The 17,706-nt window shown below is 65.4% G+C and carries 11 protein-coding genes; 5 read left to right on the top strand and 6 right to left on the bottom strand.

Annotated features, from left to right (window positions below):
• Positions 1 to 51: 51 nt before the first annotated feature.
• Positions 52 to 390 (bottom strand): hypothetical protein, encoded by a 339-nt coding sequence (locus M446_RS15910; protein WP_012333125.1) that lies wholly within the window; start codon positions 388 to 390, stop codon positions 52 to 54.
• Between the two features lie 10 nt (positions 391 to 400).
• Between M446_RS15910 and M446_RS37260 the strand changes: the two genes are divergently transcribed.
• From M446_RS37260 to M446_RS35350, 5 genes are all read left to right on the top strand, one after another.
• Positions 401 to 595 carry a hypothetical protein gene (locus M446_RS37260; protein WP_150108672.1) on the top strand — a complete coding sequence of 65 codons (195 nt, stop codon included), beginning with the start codon at positions 401 to 403 and terminating at the stop codon, positions 593 to 595.
• A gap of 396 nt (positions 596 to 991) precedes the next feature.
• Positions 992 to 3,913 (top strand): ATP-binding protein, encoded by a 2,922-nt coding sequence (locus tag M446_RS15905; RefSeq protein WP_012333124.1) that lies wholly within the window; start codon positions 992 to 994, stop codon positions 3,911 to 3,913.
• A 112-nt stretch (positions 3,914 to 4,025) separates the two neighbouring features.
• Positions 4,026 to 4,343 carry a hypothetical protein gene (locus M446_RS39475; RefSeq protein WP_322597461.1) on the top strand — a complete coding sequence of 106 codons (318 nt, stop codon included), beginning with the start codon at positions 4,026 to 4,028 and terminating at the stop codon, positions 4,341 to 4,343.
• 203 nt (positions 4,344 to 4,546) lie between these two features.
• A complete protein-coding gene (locus tag M446_RS39470; RefSeq protein WP_322597460.1) occupies positions 4,547 to 4,858 on the top strand; it encodes a helix-turn-helix domain-containing protein in 312 nt (103 codons plus the stop codon).
• A gap of 452 nt (positions 4,859 to 5,310) precedes the next feature.
• Entirely contained in the window at positions 5,311 to 5,523 is a 213-nt protein-coding gene (locus M446_RS35350; RefSeq protein WP_083784688.1) for a hypothetical protein, read from the top strand.
• Between the two features lie 488 nt (positions 5,524 to 6,011).
• Here M446_RS35350 and M446_RS15895 read toward each other — a convergent pair whose 3' ends face one another.
• The 5 genes from M446_RS15895 to M446_RS38955 all read right to left on the bottom strand — a co-directional run bounded on the left by M446_RS15895 (position 6,012) and on the right by M446_RS38955 (position 17,466).
• Positions 6,012 to 12,491 (bottom strand): DUF5801 repeats-in-toxin domain-containing protein, encoded by a 6,480-nt coding sequence (locus M446_RS15895; RefSeq protein ID WP_012333123.1) that lies wholly within the window; start codon positions 12,489 to 12,491, stop codon positions 6,012 to 6,014.
• Between the two features lie 55 nt (positions 12,492 to 12,546).
• Positions 12,547 to 13,890 (bottom strand): HlyD family type I secretion periplasmic adaptor subunit, encoded by a 1,344-nt coding sequence (locus tag M446_RS15890; RefSeq protein ID WP_012333122.1) that lies wholly within the window; start codon positions 13,888 to 13,890, stop codon positions 12,547 to 12,549.
• Positions 13,890 to 15,635: a type I secretion system permease/ATPase gene (locus M446_RS15885; protein WP_043701291.1), complete on the bottom strand. Its 1,746-nt coding sequence runs from the start codon at positions 15,633 to 15,635 to the stop codon at positions 13,890 to 13,892. The genes M446_RS15890 and M446_RS15885 overlap by 1 nt, the downstream gene beginning before the upstream one ends.
• A gap of 698 nt (positions 15,636 to 16,333) precedes the next feature.
• Positions 16,334 to 16,684 carry a helix-turn-helix transcriptional regulator gene (locus M446_RS38960; RefSeq protein WP_018260362.1) on the bottom strand — a complete coding sequence of 117 codons (351 nt, stop codon included), beginning with the start codon at positions 16,682 to 16,684 and terminating at the stop codon, positions 16,334 to 16,336.
• A gap of 383 nt (positions 16,685 to 17,067) precedes the next feature.
• The gene (locus M446_RS38955; protein ID WP_236728677.1) at positions 17,068 to 17,466 is read right to left on the bottom strand and encodes a hypothetical protein; all 399 of its coding nucleotides are present in this window, start codon (positions 17,464 to 17,466) and stop codon (positions 17,068 to 17,070) included.
• Positions 17,467 to 17,706: the final 240 nt, after the last annotated feature.

The raw sequence follows: 17,706 nt of genomic DNA, 5'->3' as shown, positions 1-17,706 counted from the left end.
CTTTTGGCGAAGGCCTTGTCCAACGCCATGGGCATGCCACGGACCGCCTCGTCACCGGCAGCGATAGAAGAACATCTTCTGCCCGTCCTCGGTCTGAACGAGCATCGTGCCGCTTGCGCCGACTTGCCAGCGGGCAGTGCGGTTCCAGCGATCCGCACCGGAGGCGCACTGCATCGTGACCGCGACCTCGTCGCCCTGAGGGCGCTTGCTCGCGACCCTGCAGCGCATGTCGTGCCCCTGCACCTCGGTCGACGTGATCCTGATCGCCGCGATGTCTGGGGTGGCGACGCCCGCCTTGGCCGTGGCGCAGTGGTCCTGCTGCGCGGTCCACAGCCCCTCCCACGGTGCGAGTGAGGCCCCGCAACCAGTGCTCGCCGAGGTGTGGGTCATCGAATCGGGCATGATCTACGCGAACGAGAGCTATGATTCGTCGATGGCGCTCAGCAACGTGCACGAGCTGACCGAGGCTCGAAAAGTCAGCGAGCAGCGCATGCAGGCGGCGAAAGAGCGCGCCCGGCGCGCTGAGGCGAGAAGAGCCGGAGCCACAGCGGGGCGGCGTATGGAACCAGCCATGTCCGCCGCTTCGCGAGACTAGCCCTCAAGCGAGGCTGCACCCTGCGACGAGATTTGTTCCGTGCCCAAGCGAGGGAAAAACTTATAGATAATACATCGATCCGTCCATCCAGAATTAATTTAGAAATCGCTTGTCTGGATGTGCACATGGGCACTATTATTCTCTGTGCACCTGAGATTTCGGCTCTTTATCTACAAAATTGAGAGTCTGACCCTACGAAATACGCTGGACAATGGGAGATTTTTGCTGAGCGAAGTGCCAATCTGATCGGCTGCGCGCCCGCTGCAAGTGGAGCGGCCGAGAGAGCCATGCGGGATGTAAGCTGGGTAGGACCGCACTCTGGCCTCAGCTTGGGAGAGCACTGTTGGCTATGCTCGCGGTCGTACGTGGATCGTCCAGCGTCCCTCGAGACACCCCATGCAGTTCGTGCCCCTCCGTCCTCGTTCTGCCTATCCCCTGCGCGGTGCGGTCGGCATCACCTTGCTCACTGCCTTGCTCCTGGTGACCCTCGGCGCGTGGCAGATCATGCGCTCACGCGACGCTGCTCTCGCGGACGCGCGCAAGGACGCCCGCAATCTCAGCCGTTCACTGGCCCAGCACGCCGAGCGCACCATCGAGGCCGTGGACCTCATCCTCTCGGGCACGACCGAGTGGGTCGAGGGCAACCCTGATCGAGCAACCCTGGGGAGTTTTCTCGTCCGCCGCACCGGGACCATTGCGCAGGTGCGCAATATCGCCATCACCGATGCGAGCGGCTCGTGGATTGCCGACTCCCTCTCGCCGCATCCCCCCCTCAGCAGCGCCGATCGGCCTTACTTCGCTTGGCTCCGAGATCACCCGGAAGATCGGGCCATGTTCATCGGTGCGCTGATCCGCAGCCATTACGATCAGAAGCCGATCCTCCCTCTCGCGCGGCGGCTGAACAATTTCGATGGCTCGTTCGCCGGCGTCGTTGTGGCCGAACTGGAGCCGGACTACTTCGCACAGTTCTACGCGACCTTCGGCCTAGGCGAGCGAGGGACGATCGGGTTGTGGAGCTCGAACGGCAGGCTCCTCTCGCGAGACCCAGCGGCACCGACCGAGAGCCAGGACAAGGACTTCTCGTCCACGCCTCTCTTCCACAACCTGAGACGCATCTCGACCGGCGTCTACGACGCGCCACCGGCACCCATCGATGGCGTCAAGCGCATCGTCGCCTACGAGCGGCTGGTGAAGTACCCCGCCTTGGTGGTCACGGCCGGGATCGCGACCGATGACGCCCTCGCGGCTTGGCGGCGGGAGGCGCTCGTCCAGGCCAGCGCGATCAGCACGGCGGTGCTCGCTCTCGTCGGGCTCGGTGTCGGCCTCGGGCGGCGCGACCGGCGCGTGCGGGCCGCCGAAGCCGAGGCGCGCGCGAGCGCGGACCTGCTCGCTGTGACGCTCGAGAACATGGACCAAGGTCTGATGATGATCGATGCCGACGATCGGGTCCAGGTCTGCAACCGGCGCGCCCTGGAACTCCTCGATCTACCCCCTGCCTTCATGGCGCGAAAGCCAACTTTCACGGCGGTGCGCAATCACCAGCTCGCGCACAACGAGTTCGCCCATTCCGACGAGGCCTTCCGCACCTGGGTGGCCACGGCGGGACTCGAGCCCAGGGAGCACACCTACGAGCGCGAGCGTCCGAACGGCACCGTTCTGGAGATCCGCACCGTGCCCCTGGCGGGCGGTGGTGCGGTGCGAACCTACACCGACATCACCGCCCGGCATGGCGCGGAGCGGGCCCGGCGTGAGAGCGAGGCCCGCTACAAGGTTCTCGCCGACAACGTCTCCGACCTGATCGTCCTCGGCCACGCCGACGGGCGCCGCTCCTACATCTCGCCCTCGGTGCACGCCATGCTCGGCTACGCGGTCGAGGAGGCGCACCGGATCAGGGTGCGCGACTGCCTTCACCCGGATGATCTGAACCGGGTGTCGGCGGCTGCAGCGAGCCTCTCCCGGGAGAGGCCGACCGCCTCGGTCGTGTTCCGCCTCAAGCACAAGGCGGGGCACTACGTCTGGGTCGAGGCCGCGTACAAGCGGATCGAGGACGCCGACGAGGTCACCATCGTCACCGCCATCCGGGACGTCACCCAGCGGGTCCGTCAGGAACGCCATCTGGAGCGGGCCAGGGTCGAGGCGGAGGCTGGCGCCCGGGCCAAGGCCGAGTTCCTGGCCAACATGAGCCACGAGCTCAGGACGCCGCTCACCGGCATGCTCGGCGTGCATGATCTCTTGGCCGGCGACGCCTCGCTGTCGGACGCCCAGCGGCACCTGGTCGGGCTGGCGCAGGAGGCCGGGCGCTCGCTCCTGGCCATCGTCAACGACATCCTGGACTTCTCCAAGATCGAAGCCGGCCAGATGGCGATCGAGAGCGTGCCTTTCTCTCTGCGGGCGCTCGTCGAGAGCTGTCGGGCCCTGGTCGCGGAGAGCGCCAAGGACAAGCCGCTCCGGCTGGTCACGGACATCGAGGGTGACGCGCCTGACCGGTTCGTCGGCGATCCGACCCGCTTGCGCCAGATCCTGCTCAACCTCGCCAGCAACGCCGTGAAGTTCACGCCGAGAGGTGAGATCACGATGCGGGTTGGCTTCGCGGCGAGCACCGGGCGAGTGCGGGTCGCGGTCACGGACACTGGCATCGGCATCCCGGCCGACAAGCTGCCCCTGCTGTTCGAGCGGTTCAGTCAAGCCGACGCTTCGACCACCCGTCGCTACGGCGGCACGGGCCTGGGTCTGGTGATCTGCAAGCGTCTCGTGGAACTCATGGGGGGCACGATCGGCGTGGAGAGCGTTCCTGGGCGAGGCTCGACCTTCTGGTTCGAACTGCCGCTGCCCTTGGCCGAGTCGGATCGACAGGGTCAGGCCGCGCCGCAAGTCCTCGCGGGTCCTGTTGCCCGCGGCCACCGGATCCTGGTTGCCGAGGACAACGAGATAAACCAGGAGGTGATCCGCGCCGTGCTGAGCCGCCGGGGCTACGAGGTCGTGCTTGTTGAGGACGGGGCTCAAGCCGTGGAGGCGATCAAGACAGGACCGGCCTTCGACATCGTGCTCATGGACGTGCAGATGCCGGTGCTCGACGGGCTTGGTGCAACGGCTGCGGTGCGGGCGTGGGAGCGTGCGCAGGGTCGGCCTCCGATGCCGATCGTGGCGCTCACGGCGAATGCCATGAACGAGGATGCAGAGCGGTGCCGGGCCGGTGGCATGGACGCCCACGTCGGCAAGCCGATCAAGTGGACGGAACTGTTCGATGTCATTGAGCAGCTGTGTTCCGCGCCCAATCGAGACACGCCACCTGCACCTCACTTGCAAATCGGAATGTAATGAAAACGACCGGACACTTCTGGCGAATTCGGCGGCTACGCCGCGAGGGCCTTGAAGCGTGAGGTGCGCGTAGCGGCCGCAGCGAGAATCAAGCGGCGAGGCGATCGTGCTCTTGAGCCATGTCGATGAACTTTACGCAAGAGTGAGCGTCGCTGGCGGGTCGATCGTGGAGGTGATCCGGTCAGTGAACCCGCTGACCAGAAAACTTGCGAATGGCAGCCGCTTCTCGGCGCAGGACGGGCCCGTCCTCGGTCATCTCGCGTCCCTCCGTCAGAGGGACTATGCCCCAGGCGTAGACATCGTCCGGGATGGCGAGCCACCGAATGTGCTGCGTCTGGAGCTGTCCGGCTGGGCGTGCCGCTACATGATGCTGGAGGACGGTCGACGCGCGACCGTCGCGTTCGTCCTTCCCGGGACCTCTGCGATCTGAACGTGCCAGTCCTGCGTCCGATGGACACTCCCTCGCGACGCTTGCCGCTGTGACCCTGGCAGAGATCCCTACCGACATCGACGGCGCAGCAACACGGGATCGCCCGCAAGTGCTCGAGGCGCTCTGGCGCGAGACGTTGGCGAGGGGGGGATATTCGGCGCGAATGGCTGCTATGCCTGGGGCAGCGGGTCGCCTCGGAGCGCATGGCCCACCTCTTCTGCGAGCTATTCGTGCGCTTACGCTCCGTTGGTCTCACGGACGGCTCAAGCTGCTCAATGCCACTGACCCAATTCGATCTCGGCGACGCGCTCGGGCTCACCAACATCCACGTGAACCGCACCCTGCGGAAAATGCGCGCACGAGGGCTGATTGTGCTGAGGAGTCGGACCCGCACAATCCCAAACTTCAAGGCGATTCAGCGCATCGCGCTATTCGGCCCTGACTACCTACACCTGAGCGGCGAGGACGCGATCGCCAGGACGAGACCGAGTACGGGTATTGCCGGGGCGCGGTAGGCTGATCATCGGGTCTCCTACTCTGCCCTCACGACTTCGGGGCTGGGAGGCAGAACCCGGGGCGGCCGGGCAACGTCCCGGACCTACAGAGACAGCGACGTCGAGAAGGCCTCGCCCGCGGCGGGGCCTTCTTCGCGTCAGAGCATGGCGAACAGGTCGAGCTGCACCGGGCCTTGATGCCGCCGCGGCCGGCCGCGCTTCCTCGACGGAGCCCACTCCGGGGGCGCCTGCCCCGGCCTGCCGTGCGGCACCGCTCCAACTGCTCGGCAACCGTTTGGTGGCGGGCGGCGTGCCGAGCTTTGGCGGGGGCGGGAAGCCCCGGCGCATCATGCTCGGCTCGCGCCGGTCCTCCGCCCCAAGCGCGACCGGCGCCATTTGGCCCGGGAAGCTTGCTGTTGCTGCGCGCTTCGTCATGTCTAAACTAAGAGGAAAAGCACAGCCGGAGAAGCGCCATGCAGACGCTGGTATACGGTATACAAAAGGACCGTGAAGGTTGGAGCGTTTGTGCTTCTCGGACGGGGAAACCAGTCCTGCTCGATGGGCAGCCTCAAACAGGACTCTCGCTTGAGGTTGCCTCGCAGCTCGCCGCATCGCTGGAGATCATGGATTTCCTGCGTGCCGAGCGCGCCACTTGGATGATCACCAACTGTGCGACGGTTCACTAGAGCATTTTCCGACGAAGTGGATGCCGGTTCGTCGCAGAAAATGCGGCAAGATCAAAGATCGAGAGCGGCACCCGGTTGCAACGTGATCGGGTGCCGCTCTACCCGCGACATCGACGGCGTCTGCAATCCCCGCCGGCGCCATTCCGCGCTCGGCTTCCTCAGCCCCGTCCAGTTCGAGAGGCGGCTCCTCAACCGCTCTCCACTTTCCCGAAGCAGGACCGTCTCTCTTGAGCCACCCTGATGTTTGATCCCAGAGTTTGATGCGGCCGCCGGCTTCGTGCGCTGGATCCACGGTGGTGAGATCATCGGCCCCGCCGCGTTCGAGGGCGTGGATGGGCTCGACGCTCCGGCGCTCGCGGACGCCGTCGAGAAGCGCCCTGCAACTCAAGTGCATGCAAGGTCATCAGGGACGTAGACCTTGTCAGAAAGAAGCATTCATTCGCAAGGTGGTCGCGGGGGAGCCGCGATTGCAGTTCCCCCGCAGGTCTTCAGACGAGGTGCCAGCCGCTATGAGCGGGATCAAGCGCAACGTGCGTGCTTCCACCCAGCGCCACATCGCCATCTACGTCTGTGGCTTTTACTTCAAAGTTAAAGCTGTCCTTCTCCGGCGTTTGGATGATCTCGGTGAAGAACGTGCCCACTCGGACACCGATGTTATCAGGGATGGACCCGTTCTTCGCTGCAGCGGGCGAGAAATCGAACTGGACGACAGCGTAATCAAAGTAGTCGTTCGCCCCCTGCAGGCCTGCGGTGCCAGTTGCTGTGCCATCATCGAACAGGTCGATGTTGTGCGCTTTGTTGTCCGTCAGCGTGAGCCCAGTCTTGTCGACCGCGCCGTTGGTGATGTGCTCCGAGGTCTTCCGCCAGCCTTCGTCCACAAGGCTGCCGTCGGTGCGATACAGCCAGTAGTGAATATTGACGTTAGGGATATTCCCGATGCCATAGACATCGAAGCTGAGATGCTTCAGGTGGTCGAGACCGCCTGTCTGATCCGGGTGCGTCGGCGCCAGGTAATCCACCCGGAACCCCTCATTGGGGTTGATCTGGGACGCTTGCCCTCCCTTGATACCGAAGCCGATGTTGTTGGTGTTGACGTCATCCGCGTCGGAGGCCGCGCCATTCTGCTTGGGGTCCAGGGCGGCGGTGTAATCAGCTTTCCAGACCGTCACGCCACCGACGACCGAACTCGTTGCCTTGATCGCCTTGCTCGGGTCGAAGATCAGACCGTCGATCTTGACCGAGCCGCCGTAGTCGCCGGTCAAGGTAGCCGTCACGGTCTCCGTGGGGGAGCCTGAAGGCAGCTTCTCGAAGGCAATCTTCTGCGGCAGGCCGTCCGGTGCATTCACAACACTGACGGTGTATCCCGTGTCCGTTACATCAAGTGAGTAAATCGGCTTGGTAAGGGGGTCGAGGCTCTTGACGTAGTCAACGTGAGTTGCACTCGTTTGATTTGCAAGGAGGCCCTCGTGCGACGATGCATCGAAGCTCGAGATCGTTACGCTCGTGCCAGGGACGTCGTTGTGGAAGTCAACTTTGAATGTGTCGTTGCCTTGGATGCCATTTCTATACTGCAAGATCATGTCATCGACGGCTTTGGTGCCGCCAGCCACCGTTGTCTCAATGAATTCTGGGGCCGCATCCTTGAAACCGATGTTGCCGCTCACGTCGATTTCTTGAGTCTTGGTGTCGCCGTCGCCATCCGTCGCCGTCGCAATGAGGTGCAGCGCATTGGCTGACAGCGTGGCGAGGGACGTGTTAACGGCGTGCTTGATCGCGATGCTCTGCGTCAGCGAGGCGTTTCCGGAGCTATCCAGCGCGAGGGTGAACACCGTGGTGCCGGCGGCGTCCGTCTCCTTGCCGGTGATGGTCTTTCCATCCGCCGACAGGGTCAGGAACACTTGCTTTCCGTTCACATCGGTGAGGCCGCTGTTCGTGCTCTTGATCGCGAATTTGTAGTCCAGAGAGCCCGCGCCGTCCGCACCGAAGGTCGGGGTGGCGAAGTAGTCGGCAAAGCTGCCTGTGAACGCTTGCTTCAGCTGAGCGTCATCGGCGGTCACCGAGCCTGTACCCGACTTCGTGGCGAGCGAGGGGCCGTCGTCGTTGAAGGTCATGAGGTCGGAGATTGAGATCGTCCGTGAGGCTGAGTCGTGATCTCCGTCCGTGATCGTCGCGGAGAGGCTGATGAGGCCCGCCGCCAGCGTCGCCCCATCGTTCGGGTCAAGCTTGTTGTTCTGGACCACCGATCGCGCATGCGTCAGCGTGACCTTGCCGCTCGCCAGGGTGACGGTGAAGACGACGTCGTTGTTGGCGTTGACGCCGTCGACTTCCGTGGCGCTGATGGTCCTCAGCGCCACACCCGACTGCGTGAGCGTATCGACCAGGCCGGTCGGGGTCCCGTCTGACGCTGCCGCTAGGCTGTAGGTGGTCGTGGCCCCGATCGAGTCGGCACCCGGCTTGCCGATGAACAGGCCGGTGATGTCCTGTTGCGAGGTGACCAGAGCCGAGTTCGGCGTTGAGCCCGTGCCGAGGCCGCTCTCATCCACGATGAACGACACCTTGGTGCCACTAAGCGCAATCGTCGGCTTGTCATCGGCGAAGGTCAGATTGACCGCCTCCGATGCCGCGGCTTTGTCGCCGTCCCCGTCCGTCGCCGCCGCGGTGACCTGGATCTTGCCAGTCAGCGATGCCGTATCCGAGTTCGCGTCGTGGTCGATCGCGGCCGCCTGGGTCAGGCTGACCTTGCCGGTCACGTCGACCGACACGGTGAACACGCTGCCCTTCGACGTGTAGCCGACGACGCTGCCGTTCTCCGTCTTGAGCTGGACGGCCTCACCGCCCGACATCAAGCCGCTGTCACCGGCCGAGCAGGTCAGGCTGTACGTGGTCGTGCCGTTGGAATCGGCCCCGTACTGGGCCGCGGCGAAGTCGCTCGCCGACACGGAAGGCGTGTTGAGCGCCGCGTCGCTGCTGGCCAGGGCCACCGCCGTCGCGCCTTGCTTCAGCGCGATGGACGGACCGTCGTCGCTGAAGGTCATGCTCGCCGACAGATCCGCGCCCGCCGCCTTCGCGTCGCCGTCCGCGTCAGTGATCGTGGCCGTGACCGTGATCAGCTGCGGGGTCAGCGTGACGGTGTCATTCGGGTTTGACGTGTCCCCATGCTTGACGGCGCGCAGCTGAGTGAGGGTGGCATCGCTGCCCGAGAGCGTGACCGTGAACACGACGTCGCCGTGCCCGTTCACGCCATCGACCTCCGTGCCGCTGACGGCTTTCAGCGTGACCTGCTCCCCGGTGAGCGTGTCCAGGAGGTTGGTCGCCGTGCCGGTGGTGGCCGTCAGAGCGTAGGTCGTAGTGCCCGCGCCGTCGGCTCCGTACTTGCCGTCGAACAGGGCCAGGATCGAGTGCTTGTCGCCGACGTTCAAGCTCGACTCATCCACCGCGAACGCAACCGTGCTGCCGGTCGCGGTGATCGAGGGCTTGCTGTCGGTGAATGACAGGTTCACGCCTTCCGAGGCGCTGGCCTTATCGCCGTCGGAATCGGTGACGGTGCATGTCACGGTGAGGGCACCGGTCAGATCAACCGCGTCGGCGGCCTGATCAACGGCCTTGAGTTGCGTCAGGGTGACCTTGCCACCAGCATCCACCGAGACGGTGAACACGTCCCCATCCGCGGTCGCGCCGTGGACGACCCCTGACCCGTCGATCGACAGCTTGATCGGCTTCGTGCCGCTGGTCAGGGCGGTGCTGCTGCCGCCGGTCAGCGCCAGCGCGAACGCCGTGCTGCCCGCACCATCGTTGCCGTAGGCGGTGATGAAGGCCGTCGCCTGGCTTGCCGCCCCGGCGCCGCCCAGGCTGTCATCGCTGGTGGTCAGGGTCACCGAGGGTGCGGCGGCCGTCGCGGTGGGCGTTGCGTCGCCGAATGCCAGGTTCAGGGCCGTCGTGGCTGCCGACGAGACGTCGCCGTCCGAGTCGGTCGCTGAGGACGAGAGCGAAATCGCACCGGTCAGCGATGCGGTGTCGGAGCCCACCTGGTGGTCGATGGTGGCTGACTGCTTGAGCGTAACCTGCCCTCCGCTGAACGAGACGCGGAAGACTTCGGTCGTGTCGGCCTTGCCGACCACGTCGGCGCCATCCGCCACGAGCGTGATCGCGGAGCCGTGGGACGTCAGACCCGTGGTGGCGGCATTGATGACGAGCGCCGAGTGGGTCGCACCCGCACCGTCGGCACCGTAAGCCGGCGTGATGGTCACCGCCTTCGTGTCCGTCCCGAGCGTCGCGTCACTGGTGCTCAGCGAGGCCGACGCATCGGCCGTGATCGTCGGCTTGTCATCGGCGAAGGTCAGATTGACCCCCTGCGACGCAGGAGCTGAGGTCGAGCCGTCACCGTCCGTCGCGACGGCGCTGATGCTGATCGCGCCGTTCAGGCTGGCCGTGTCGGAGCCCGCGGCATGGTCGATGGCCTTGAACTGCGTGAGCGTGACCTGACCTGACGGATCGACCGACACGGTGAACACGTTACCGTCCGAAGTCGCGCCATGGATCACGCCCCCGGCATCTTTCGACAGGCTGATCGCCTTGCCGGCCGACGTGAGACTCGTGCTGCCCGTGCCGATTAGGCTGTAGCTGACCGAGCCGGCTCCATCCGGTCCGTAGTCCGGCGTGAACGTGGCCGCCTTCACGTCGTGGCCCGAGGGCCCGAGATTCGCATCGCTGGTGGCGAGCGAGACTGGCCCTGAGCCGGTGATGGTCGGAGCACCGTCCGCGAATGACAGATTGATCTTGTCGCTGGCCGACGCCGCGTCGCCATCCCCGTCCTTCACGGTGGCCGTCAGGGAGATCGCCCCATTCAGGGTGCGCGCCGTCCCGCCGCTGTGGTCGAGCGCGGCCGACTGGACGAGTGTCAAGGCACCGCTGCCCGTCGAAGACACCGTGAACACCAGGACGCCGTCGCTGGTCTTGCCGACCACGTCGGCGCCGCTCATGGACAGGGTGATCGCTTTGCCGCCGGACGTCAGGCCGGTAGCAGCCGTGTTGATCGTAAGGGCATAGGTCGTAGTGCCGGCGCCGTCCGCGCCGTATCCGATGGTAAACGACGCGGTCCCCTGGCCGGCGATGCTGCTGCCGTCCGTGCTGGAGAGGCTCACGTCGGAGCCCGCGACCGCGGTCGGACCGTCGTCCTTGAAACTTATCTTGTCGGAGATCGAGACGGAGCCGGTCGCGTGGTCGCCGTCCTTGTCCGTAACCGTTTGGCTCACCTGAATCAGGCTGGCGGCCATCGCCACGGCGTCGTCGGGATCGCTGGTGCCCGGATGGTCGAGATGACCGCTCTCCGTGACCGTCACATCGCCGGTGCTGGAATTCACGCTGACGGAGAAGATGACCTTATTGTTGCTCGCCGTATAGCCTTCCACGACGCCGTTGGACAGGCGCAGCAGAACGTCCTCACCGCCGCTCTTCAAGCCGCTCTTGCCGGCCGTGGCACTTAGCGCGTAAGCGATCGTATCGGTCCCGTCGGGGCCGCCGCTCGCGGTGAACGCCGCCGCAACGCTGTGGTGATCACTGGAATTCGGGGTGCTTTCGTCCACGATCCAGGCGCCGACCTGCGTTGCGTCGGTCGTGACAGACGGCCCCCCGTCGAGAAAGTGAACATGCGAGCCGAGTTCGACGACCGTATTCTGGACCGTCGGCGGTGCTGTATAGATCAGGTGGCCAACATCGAACCCCTTGGAGCCGACATTTTCGACCGTAAGGCGGTCGAAGGTCCCGATCTTGTTCACGACTTCGACCGTCCAGTTCAGCTGAACGCCCTTCACGGTCACGGCCGAGGCCGAGCCGACGCCGGAGATCGTCAGGCCGTTCGCATTGGCGACATTGCCGCCCAGGTAGACGACATTGCCGCTCGCGTCCTTGACGCGAACCGCCTCGATCGTAACCACCGTGTCGTTCTTGCCAAGATCAGCGAAGAAATTGGTTGCATCATCATCCGGCGCATTCGCCTGGATCGCCGTCACCTTGACATCGGCCGTGGTGCCTCCGCCCTGGATCTGAGTGATCCCAAATCCAGCGTTGGTGATGTTGTGATTGTGGCTAGAGAAGGAACCCGTCGGGTCCGATCCTGCGCCGGCGACGCCGTTTCGCACGTAGTCGAGTCGGATGCCGGCCCCGTTGGGTGGTGCCGTGACCGATTGGCTGCCGACGCCAAAGCCGGTCGTGCTGATGTTCAACCGCTGGGACAGGTAGTCCTCATGGATGGTTGTGCTCGGGTCGTCGCTGTTGAACGCGGTCACCAGGACGCTAAGGTCCTGTGAGTTGGATGGCGGCGTGACGATGGCGTAAACGGGCGCGCCGGATGACGCTGTGCTGAAGGTCGTGTTCTCGTTAGTGACCGACTCGCTGGAGGCGACGAACAGCTTCTGTGTCAGCGCCTGGAAATCATTGGCGTCAATTTTGTCAACGCCCACGTTCGTGATCGCTGCGTATTGTGTGATCCAGAGTTGAGCTTTCGTGACGTAGCCGGTCGTCTGGTCAACCTGCTCGTCGAGCGCGATCGAGAAGGCAATGCCGCCATCTTTCGCCGAGGTCGCATCGGCACCGACGCGACCGACCACGATGTCGTCGTCGCCCGACACGGCGAACAAGAAAATCTTCTTTCCGTCGACGGTCGTGAGGCCGCTGTCGACACCGATGCTTGTGCTGAACTGTTGGACCGCGCCGCTCGACAGCGTGCCCGCCGACGAGAGCAGCAGATCCTTGGTGTTCGTCGCGATGTTGAACATGCCCTGGTCCACCGCCTTCTGGGGGGTGGACAGGGCTGCTGCGCCGGTCACCGCTTGAGCCGCCAAGTTGGCGTAAAGCGAGCCTAAGCCGGTATCATAGAACGTCACGGTGTTGCCCGCGTAGAGAAGCTCGTCCGCCGTCGAGAAGGAGCCCTCATCGACTTCCAGAATGCCGGACGTGAGCGAGATAGCCATGACTCGTACTCCCTTTTGGATTTATTTCTGAAGTCGGAAACAGCGCTGAGGCCGTTCAGCGCTCCCGCCACGCTTTGGTGATCTGATCAGTGAGCGGCTTGGTTAGGTACGACAGTACGGTGCGCTCGCCGGTCTGGATGAAGCTCTCCACCGGCATGCCGGGCACGAGGCGAACGGCGCCCAAGCGTGCCCTTTGGTCGTCGGGCACGCTGATGCGGGCTGTGTAGAAACTCGCCCCCGTCTTGGGATCGGTGGTCACGTCGGCCGAGACGCGCGTCACCTGGCCGTCGATTTCGGGCGTGGTGCGCTGGTTGAAGGCGGAGAAGCGCAGCACCGCTTTCTGGTCGAAACGCACGTTGTCGATGTCGTGGGGCTGGATCTTCACCTCGAGCGCCAGCCGGTCGGAGGAGGGGACGATCAGCATCGCGGGCTCGTTCGGGGTGACGAGGCCGCCGATCGTGTGCACCGTCATCTGGTGCACGATTCCGTCCTGCGGGGCGCGCAGCTCGACCCGCTTGAGCTGGTCCTCGGCCGCGACCCGCTTCTCAACGAGTTCCGACCACTTGCTGCGGATCTCGGCGAGCTCCTTGCCGACCTCGGTGCGCATGTCCTGGTCGATCTGCAGGATCTGCAGCTCGATCTCCGACATCTTGCCTCGTTGGGCCGCGGTCGAGGCGAGGAGCTGGCCGCGCTCGCCTTCGAGCCGGGTTGCGTCGCGCTCGAGCGCGTTGAGCCGCGGCAGCTGCACGAGGTTCTTGGCGTAGAGCTCGCGCACGCCCTTGAGCTCGCTCCCGATGAAGGCGATCTCGCGCTCCTTCGCGCTCGCCTGCTGGGTGAGCCCGCCGATCTCCTGCTGGAGTTGCGCGAGGCGCTCGCGCAGCTGCGCCTTCTGACCCTCCCGGGCGTTCACCCGCGAGGTGAACAGCTTCGTCTCGCCGTCGATCAGGCGGGCGGCCGTGGCGTCAGCCTTGGCGCGCTGCAGCAGGTCAGCCGGAAAGGTGATGCCTCCCGCTCCGTCGCGCTCCGCCTCGTTGCGGGCGCGCCGGGCGCTGAGCTCGTCGAGGGCCTTGAGCAGGATGTCGAGGCCCGCCCGGGTCTGCGTCTCATCGAGACGGATGAGGACGTCGCCCGCTTTGACAGGGTCGCCGTCTTGCACCAGGAGCTCGCCGACGACGCCGCCCGTCGGGTGCTGCACCTTCTTGACGTCCGATTCGACCACGAGCTGGCCCGGGGCGATCACCGCGCCCGAGATCTGCGTGAAGGTTGCCCAGCCGCCGACCCCGCCGACCAGGACGGTGCCGAGGAGGAGAGAGGCTCGGAGGTGCCGCCGGATCGAGGCGTCGGCGGTCGCCGGCGGGCGCACCAGAGGGATCCTGACGGGATCGAGGCTCGCGGCCATCACGCAGTCTCCCGCATTGTCTCGGGGAGTGGCACCGCCCGGGGCAGGTGAGGCTGGGCCGGGGCCTGCACTGGCGCGGCGACCGGCTGCAGCACGCGCTTCAACACCTCGTCCTTCGGGCCGAAGGCCTGGGCGCGGCCGTCGGTCATCATCAGGACCATGTCGACGGCGGCGAGCGCGCTGGGCCGGTGGGCCACCACCACGCAGATCCCGCCCCGCCGGCGCACGCCCAGAATCGCTTGCGTCAGCGCGTTCTCGCCCTCGGTGTCGAGGTTCGCGTTCGGCTCGTCGAGGACGACGAGGAAGGGATCGCGGTAGAGGGCGCGCGCGAGCCCTACCCGCTGGCGCTGTCCAGCCGAGAGACCAGCCCCGCCCTCGCCGATCGGGGTGTCGTAGCCCTCCGGCAGGCGCAGGATCAACTCGTGGACGCCCGCCGCCCGCGCCGCCGCGATGACGTGCTCGGGGGCGGCCTGCGGCTCGAAGCGGGCGATGTTCTCCGCGATCGTGCCGGCGAATAGCTCGACCTCCTGCGGCAGGAAGCCGATATGCCGGCCGAGCGCGGCGCTCGTCCATTGGTCAAGCGCGGCCCCATCGAGGCGCACCTTGCCCCGCAGCGGCGACCACACGCCCACGATCGCCCTCACCAGCGAGGACTTTCCCGAGGCCGAGGGGCCGATCACGCCGAGCCCATGGCCCGCCTCGAGGGCGAGCGAAACGTCCTGCACCACGACCCGCGGCGTGCCGGGCGGCGCGACGCTGACGCTCTCGACACTCAGCGCCTGCTGCGGCGCGGGGAGCCCGTGGGGCTCGCGCACCGCAGGGATCCGCTCGAACGCCGTGCCGAGGCGCTGCCAGGCCTGGCGCGCCTGCACGAAGCCCTTCCAGTTGGCGATGCCGAGCTCGACCGGCGCGAGGGCGCGCGAGACCAGGATCGAGCTCGCGATGATGATGCCGCCCGTGGCCAGGTTGTTCACGACGAGCCAGGCGCCGAGCGCCAACACGCCCGATTGCAGCGCGGCCCGGAACACCTTGGAGCCCGCGCCGAACCCGCCGGTGACGTCCGCCAAACGCCGCTGCTCGACGAGGTAGCCGTGGTTCGCCACGGCCCAGCGCGTCGCGAAGCGCTCCTGCATGCCCATGGCGGCGAGCACCTCGGCGTTGCGGCGACCGGCCTCGGCGAGCGCGTAGCGCTGCGAGGCGTGCGCCATCGCTTTCTTCGTGGAGCGGCGCGTCAGGCAATCCGTCGCCAGGGTCACACAGGCCAGGACGGCGCCCCCCGCAACGGCGGCAACGCCGACGAGCGGGTGGAACAGGAAGCAGATCGCCAGGTAGATCGGCATCCAGGGCAGGTCGAAGAACGCCCCTGGGCCCGAACCGGCGAGGAAACCCCGCAGCTGGTCGAGGTCGCGCATCGGCAGCAGGCCGTCGCTCGGGGCTGCCCCCTTGAGCGGCGCACGCACCATCAGGTCGAACACCCGATCCGAGAGCGACTCGTCCAGGCTCATCGCGATCCGGGTCAGGACGCGTGAGCGCAGGGTCTCGAGCATTCCTTGAAACACGTAGAGGACCAGGGCGAGCGTCATCAGCCCGACGAGCGTCGGCACGCTGCGGCTCGGAATGACGCGGTCGTAAATTTCGAGCATGAAGAACGAGCCGGTCAGGTAAAGGATGTTGACCAAACCGCTCATCAGAGCGACCCCTAACAGCGCGTACTTGCAGCGTGACAGCGCAGATGCCGGATCCATCTGGATGCTGCGTGCGGCTCCTGATGGTGAGCAGGCATTGTTAGCATCTGAACTCATGGATGCCTCTTTGTGGAATGAGCGCTCGACTGCTGTCCAATGTGCAGATCTTTAGCCAAAGTCTTGGGTTTGAAAACACCAAGTGGTACAGCTCGATTTCAGTATAAGTACGTTCTGCCCGAAGCGCTTTTGGTACACATGACCATCGTATATCTCAGCCAAACATGAGCGCACATCATCGGTTTTGATTATGCGGCAACGATTTTTTAACCGTGAAGAACTAGATCGAATGGATTAGGCTCGGCCGGGGAGCCGCTCGCGTCCGGCAATCCTGCTCGCGGGTGCGATGACGAACTCGGTGCGGCAGCTGCCGGGCAGGGGCCCGGATGCCTTCTCGTCGGGGACCGCAGCGGCCGTATTGGCCGGACGGCGCGTCCGCGACGGGGTCGCGCGGGTCTCGTCCCGTGGTCGGCGCGGGCGCGGGTGTGGCGGCCCTCCCGGCCAGATCATCGAAACGGTGGACATAGCCTCTGGCGCCGCTCTCGGCGTGTCGCCAAGCCTCCGGGTCGGGGTCGAAATGCCTCTGGGGCCGACGCCACGGCGGCGAGCTTCCGACAGGATCCGGCGTCGCCTCCGCTCGGGTCGAGCGGATGTCGAGCCCGGCCTCAGGCCGCCCTGTCCGACGGGCCCGCCCTCACGGGTCAGCCGAGCATGGCGACGCGGTTGAGGAAGGCCACGAGATCCGATTGCCGCGCCGTGCCGGTCTTGGCAAAGATCGACCGGAGCTGAACGCGAGCGGTGTTCACGCTCGTGCCGTTCTCCTCCGCGCAGGCCTCGAGCGTTCCGCCCTTCGCGAGTTGCAGCGCGAGCTTCGCCTCGGCGTTGGTTAAGGCGAACAGTTCCTGCAGCGTGGTCCCTTTCGGCCGCTGACGCTCCTCAAGGTCAATGATGACGAGAACGTGCGGCGAGGAGCTCTCTGCGCCCGCGGGCTGCTCGAAGGAGCAGAGCAGGCGACGTGTCCCGTCCTGGACGATCCAGGGGCGCCTGGGCATCGCGGCGGGTCTCGTCGGCTGACCGAGAAGCTGCCGCAACGCCCCGTTGCCTTCGTGGGGCGGCCGAAAGATCTCCTCATTCCCCACGGCCTCGTGTTTCAGGAGGACTGCTCCCAGAGCATTGCCCGCCGTCACATGACCAGATTCGTCGAGAAGGAATGCGCAGTAGCCGAGTCGTTGTAGGACGAGGAGGAGGGTCTCTCCCGACAACATTATGCAACCAAGAGATGAAAGCTTCACTAGTGATGAGCTTTGCATCAAATTTGCCGACATACAAGTGCGTATAAACTGCCTATCCCGGATGCGGTTTTAACTATAAGGCAATGCAGCAGGAGGCCGACCGATCCATCGCGGACCGTGCCCGACCATACATACATATGTATTCACCCGCCGAGCAGCTTCTCGGCCCAGGATTGGGACTCCTCAACACAGCTAAAAATGACACCTTCGTGATCGCACGGTCCGAATCCGACCTTCAGGAACCATCCCTCGTCGATGCCGAGATCCGGGTCGGCATGCACGCGCACCACGATCGCTGCCAGCACATCCCTGACCATGATCAGGCGTGCCTCCTCGTGGCCCTGTGGGCGCGCGACCTCGATCGGGACCGACATCAGTGGTTTGCTCACCTGAAGCCTGGGAGACGGCACGCGAATGCCGCGTCCGCTTCCGCAGCATAGAAACGCCAGGAGAAGGCCAGCATCATCCAAACGGATTATTCGGGCAAGAGTGCGGGTTTCCGCTGAGGATTTCCGGGCCGCGTCGGCGTTGAGGGTGATCATCGACCACCATGATGAGACGCGCGGCGGGTGCCTGGGCAGGAAGCGCCCTGCCGGCCTGGACATGTCGGGTGTTCGGCCCCTCGGCGCCCAATCGGAGTGCGCGCCCGGCGGGTCTCTCCCCAGGACAACCTTCGCGTGCGGGCGCCCCGGTTCTGGCGCCGGCCCCGGCACAGGTTTCAGCGCTTCATCTCCGTCCTCAACGGCCGCTTCGCCGAGGTCGCCCGGCCGCCTCGCCCGGTC

It is taken from the genome of Methylobacterium sp. 4-46 (assembly GCF_000019365.1).
In the GTDB taxonomy this organism is placed as follows: Bacteria; Pseudomonadota; Alphaproteobacteria; order Rhizobiales; family Beijerinckiaceae; genus Methylobacterium.
Note: the sequence above shows the minus strand (reverse complement) of the source record. Positions and strands in the feature narration are given on the sequence as shown.

Excerpts from the sequence above, each read along its gene's own strand:
- M446_RS15910 (WP_012333125.1), bottom strand. The coding sequence starts at position 390 with ATGACCCACACCTCGGCGAGCACTGGTTGCGGGGCCTCACTCGCACCG.
- M446_RS37260 (WP_150108672.1), top strand. The coding sequence starts at position 401 with ATGATCTACGCGAACGAGAGCTATGATTCGTCGATGGCGCTCAGCAAC.
- M446_RS15905 (WP_012333124.1), top strand. The coding sequence starts at position 992 with ATGCAGTTCGTGCCCCTCCGTCCTCGTTCTGCCTATCCCCTGCGCGGT.
- M446_RS39470 (WP_322597460.1), top strand. The coding sequence starts at position 4,547 with ATGGCCCACCTCTTCTGCGAGCTATTCGTGCGCTTACGCTCCGTTGGT.
- M446_RS35350 (WP_083784688.1), top strand. The coding sequence starts at position 5,311 with ATGCAGACGCTGGTATACGGTATACAAAAGGACCGTGAAGGTTGGAGC.
- M446_RS15895 (WP_012333123.1), bottom strand. The coding sequence starts at position 12,491 with ATGGCTATCTCGCTCACGTCCGGCATTCTGGAAGTCGATGAGGGCTCC.
- M446_RS15890 (WP_012333122.1), bottom strand. The coding sequence starts at position 13,890 with ATGGCCGCGAGCCTCGATCCCGTCAGGATCCCTCTGGTGCGCCCGCCG.
- M446_RS15885 (WP_043701291.1), bottom strand. The coding sequence starts at position 15,635 with ATGGATCCGGCATCTGCGCTGTCACGCTGCAAGTACGCGCTGTTAGGG.
- M446_RS38960 (WP_018260362.1), bottom strand. The coding sequence starts at position 16,684 with ATGCCCAGGCGCCCCTGGATCGTCCAGGACGGGACACGTCGCCTGCTC.
- M446_RS38955 (WP_236728677.1), bottom strand. The coding sequence starts at position 17,466 with ATGATCACCCTCAACGCCGACGCGGCCCGGAAATCCTCAGCGGAAACC.